The 3,875-nt window shown below is 45.5% G+C and carries 4 protein-coding genes; 3 read left to right on the top strand and 1 reads right to left on the bottom strand.

The genetic code is table 11. From position 1 onward, the window contains the following. Positions 1 to 985 (bottom strand): Glu/Leu/Phe/Val dehydrogenase dimerization domain-containing protein (locus DBO31_RS03915; RefSeq protein WP_150824493.1); only part of this gene is annotated, 985 nt, incomplete at its 3' end. A gap of 520 nt (positions 986 to 1,505) precedes the next feature. Between DBO31_RS03915 and DBO31_RS03910 the strand changes: the two genes are divergently transcribed. From DBO31_RS03910 to DBO31_RS03900, 3 genes are all read left to right on the top strand, one after another. Further along, positions 1,506 to 2,234: a suppressor of fused domain protein gene (locus tag DBO31_RS03910; protein WP_159897750.1), complete on the top strand. Its 729-nt coding sequence runs from the start codon at positions 1,506 to 1,508 to the stop codon at positions 2,232 to 2,234. Positions 2,235 to 2,268: 34 nt separating this feature from the next. Beyond that, positions 2,269 to 3,099 carry an FAD binding domain-containing protein gene (locus tag DBO31_RS03905; protein WP_059075656.1) on the top strand — a complete coding sequence of 277 codons (831 nt, stop codon included), beginning with the start codon at positions 2,269 to 2,271 and terminating at the stop codon, positions 3,097 to 3,099. A gap of 95 nt (positions 3,100 to 3,194) precedes the next feature. After that, positions 3,195 to 3,875, top strand: a 681-nt coding sequence (locus DBO31_RS03900) for a polysaccharide deacetylase family protein (RefSeq protein ID WP_234995380.1), incomplete at its 3' end; no start/stop codon positions are given.

Here is a 3,875-nt window from a genome sequence, read left to right as displayed (position 1 = left end):
TATGTACGTCGTTCTGCATAGCCGACGGCATAACGATATCAACTTTGACGCCCCACGGTTTTTCACCCGGATGGAATTCTACGCCAAATTTATCAGCATAGTCCTGGACGCGGTTGCGACCGGAAGCACGCATTTCGAGGAGGTAATTGATCTTTTCTTCAGTTACGACGCCATCAGGATCATAGATATATCCGTCCGGACCAGAGAGGGTAACAACTTTGGCACCGAGCTGGGCAGCTTTCTTGCAGATACCCCAGCAAACATTACCAAAACCAGCGGCGGCAATCGTTTTGCCTTTGATGTCTTCGCCATCGTGTTTGAGGACATTTTCCAGATAGTATACAGCACCATAGCCTGTCGCTTCCGGACGAATACGGGATCCACCATAGCTGAAGCCTTTCCCGGTCAGTACGCCGTTTTCGAAGCAACCTTTCAGACGACGATATTCGCCGAAGAGGTAACCGATTTCACGGCCGCCAACGCCCATATCACCAGCCGGTACGTCGATGTCCGGACCGATGTAACGATAAAGGGCCTGCATGAAGCTCTGGCAGAAACGCATAATTTCTGCATCGGATTTGCCATCGGGATCAAAGTCTGCGCCACCTTTGGCGCCACCGATAGGAAGACCCGTCAGAGAGTTCTTGAAAATCTGTTCGAAACCGAGGAATTTAATGATACCGGGATATACGTTTTTCTGGAAACGGAGACCACCTTTATATGGCCCGATTGCGCCGTTGAACTGGCAGCGATAACCTGTATTGGTATGGATTTTACCGTTATCATCTTCCCAGACAACGCGGAATGTAAACATCCGTTCCGGTTCGACCATGCGATTCAGGAGATCGTATTTTTCGTATTCCGGATGACGTTCTACGACAGGATCCAGGGACGAGAATACTTCTTCTACGGTCTGGACAAATTCCGGTTCATTAGCGTGTTTCGTTTTGACATTTTCGATTACAGATGCAAGATACTTGTTCATAAAGCTTCACCTCATTTGAAAAATTAGTTTACCCCGAACTTCTCTCTACGGCCTTATCATAACACTTTTTTTTTTTTTTTTTAATACCATAATGTGAAAATAAATTATAACATTTTCAGGAAAATACTAAAAATATAAATAAATGCAAATAAAATATAATGAAAAAATTTAATTTATATTAAAAAATAAATGAACGGCTGTATCATGCCTTAATATTATTTTATAAATGATAATTTGTAATGTATTATAAATAGACTATATTTGTTTGCTATATAAGGACAAAATGCGTAATGCGATATAGATGGTATATGTGATATGATGAATATCTGTACATCATATCACATCATATAATGTATATATAGCATATACTTACCGGTACAGATAATGCAGTCTTCCGGATATCTGTTTTCCCATATAAACCGGCATTAGAGACCTGACTAAAAAAGGAAAGGGCGTCTGATGGGTTCAACAAATGGCCGGTCTATGTTATAGTAAGATAGAACATAAGGGAGTGATACCGATGGACCGTTGTCCGATTCCTAAAATCACACATTTTTTTTCTATGAATGATCTGGTAATGAAACCGGTGCCCGTATTGCATCGTGAATATACCGGAGCAGTGGAACAATACTTCCATACGTTGTTTCCCAACCGGAAACGGACGGTCCTGGCTGATACGGAACCGGTTCCGCTGCCTGTTGATATAGAGGTTTTATATCCTACGACAGAAGAGCCGTTTTATGTTATTCATACTCTGGGGATGAGTGCCACACCGATGACCTATCCCGAAGGAACGGAAAGTAGCGAAGTGCGGGAATCATATAGTGAACTGTGTCTGATGCTGCCATCTGACTGGCCGTTTGCTCATGACCGAATTCTTTCTATGGGGGAACAGGCTGCCTGGCCGCTTCGGATGATCCGTGATCTGGCTAAATTTCCGCATGCTCATCATCTGTGGATGTCTTACGGGTTCATCCTTCCCAATTCAGAGTCAAACGAACCATTCACTACGGAAAGTGATCTTTGTGGAGTCCTTATGGTACAGTTTGATGGTGAATTGGGAGAACTGACTTTGGACGATGGCATAATTATCCAATTACTAATGCCAGTCCTGTTGTATGCCGATGAACTGGAAGCCTATGATAGGCTGGGGCCGGATGCACTGATTGAGCGGATCCTGGATTGTACTCATGAGTCGTTTCTTTTGGATTTGCATCGCAGTCATGTTGCACAAGGACTATTAAAGTAATAGAATAAAACTGTTGTGAAAGGAGGTGCGCCAAGTGGTATCGAGTGATAGTGTCATTGCTCCCCATACATCGGCTGAAGCGTATAGTGCTTACCGGACTGTCGCATCGTCAGTTCTTGTAGCCGGTGCGCAGGAGTTGAAACGTAAAGATACTCATTATAAACTGGCCATCGAATTGGATCATGCCGGGCTTTCCTATATCCGGGACGGAGGAGAAGAAATCGCTGTCGGCGCGATGACGACGATGGCAGAAATAGAGAAATCGCCACTGTTGAAGGGCCTGGCAGGAGGGGCCATATGTGCATCTTTGAGAGAGGTACCGGACCGGGAACTGAAACAGAGGGCAACGCTGGGTGGCCTGATTGCTTCCAAACAGCCTTTTTCCATGCTGCTTCCTATTCTCTTGTCCCTGACTGTCGATGTGGTCCTGGAAGACAAAGGGCGTATGGAATTGCGGGATTATCTTTCGTGTCCTCCTATGGGGGAATTAATCACAGAAATCGTGATTGCCCGGGAGTTCGTCTATACCGCGTATATGGCCTACAGAAGTGAGACGGGCCAGCAGCCATATCTGACTGGCGCTGTCACTATGGGAGAAGATCAGTGGCGGATTGTCGTCGGCGGTCGTCCCGGTGCAGCAGCTATTGCAGAAAAGGCTAGTGAGGAATTGTCTGCCAAAGGACTGCAGGCCAGAGAAAATGTGGCTCACATGGTCAGCGAAGAACTGGATTTTGAAAATTTCGGCCCTTGTTCTGAGCAGGAACGCCGGGAGCTGACTATAGATATGATGCGCATATTGATTAAAAAAGCGTGGAAGGGATTCAGCCGTCAGAACAGCCTGACGATGAAATCTGTTAAAAGGTAAGGAATGGAATCAAAAGGTAAGGAGTAGAGAACGTGAAGGGAAGAATAATAACTGGTTTATTGGCCATATGTGTGTTAGCAGGTAGTGGATGGTTTTTGTATGATCACCACGGACATATAGCGGCCGAGGTACAACAGGCTGCTGCCATATCTCACCCCGATGTGGCATTTGTGGGAGATGATTTTACGCTGCCAGCTGTCGATAATGACCTGCCTGTGTATGATCATTATACGGTACAGCAGCGTAAGGACAAAGGTCTTCCTCTGACATACGGTACGACCAGGGATTATTATTATGGGGATCATGTGGCCTATCTGACCTTTGATGATGGGCCGAATAAAGAAAATACGACAAAAATACTGAAAATCCTGAAAGACGAACAGATTCATGCTACGTTTTTTCTGACCGGTAATAATGTAGAACGGTATCCCGACGTCGTGAAGGCTATTTATGAATCGGGCAATGCCATCGGCATCCATTCCTACAGCCATGATTATAAGAAACTGTATGCGTCGCCTAAAGCCTATATGGATGAAGTCAATCAGACGGCCGGTCTGATTTATGATGTCATCCACGTGCGTCCTATTATCAGCCGTGCGCCGGGTGGCACATCGGGACATTTTACCAAGGCGTTCTGGAAGGCTCTCAACCAGGAAGGGTATATCGAAGTAGGCTGGAATGCCCTGACGGGAGATGCCGATGGGACGGGTAAAACAGCTGGAAAAGAAATAGAAAATATTAAGAAGCAGCTGGCATTGCGGCCATATCTCCACAGC

This window comes from Megasphaera sp. DJF_B143 (assembly GCF_900320625.1).
GTDB classification, from domain to species: domain Bacteria; phylum Bacillota; class Negativicutes; order Veillonellales; family Megasphaeraceae; genus Megasphaera; species Megasphaera hexanoica.
The sequence above is the reverse complement of the archived record's forward strand: the minus strand, read 5'-3'. Positions and strand labels throughout refer to the sequence as shown.

Excerpts from the sequence above, each read along its gene's own strand:
- DBO31_RS03910 (WP_159897750.1), top strand. The coding sequence starts at position 1,506 with ATGGACCGTTGTCCGATTCCTAAAATCACACATTTTTTTTCTATGAAT.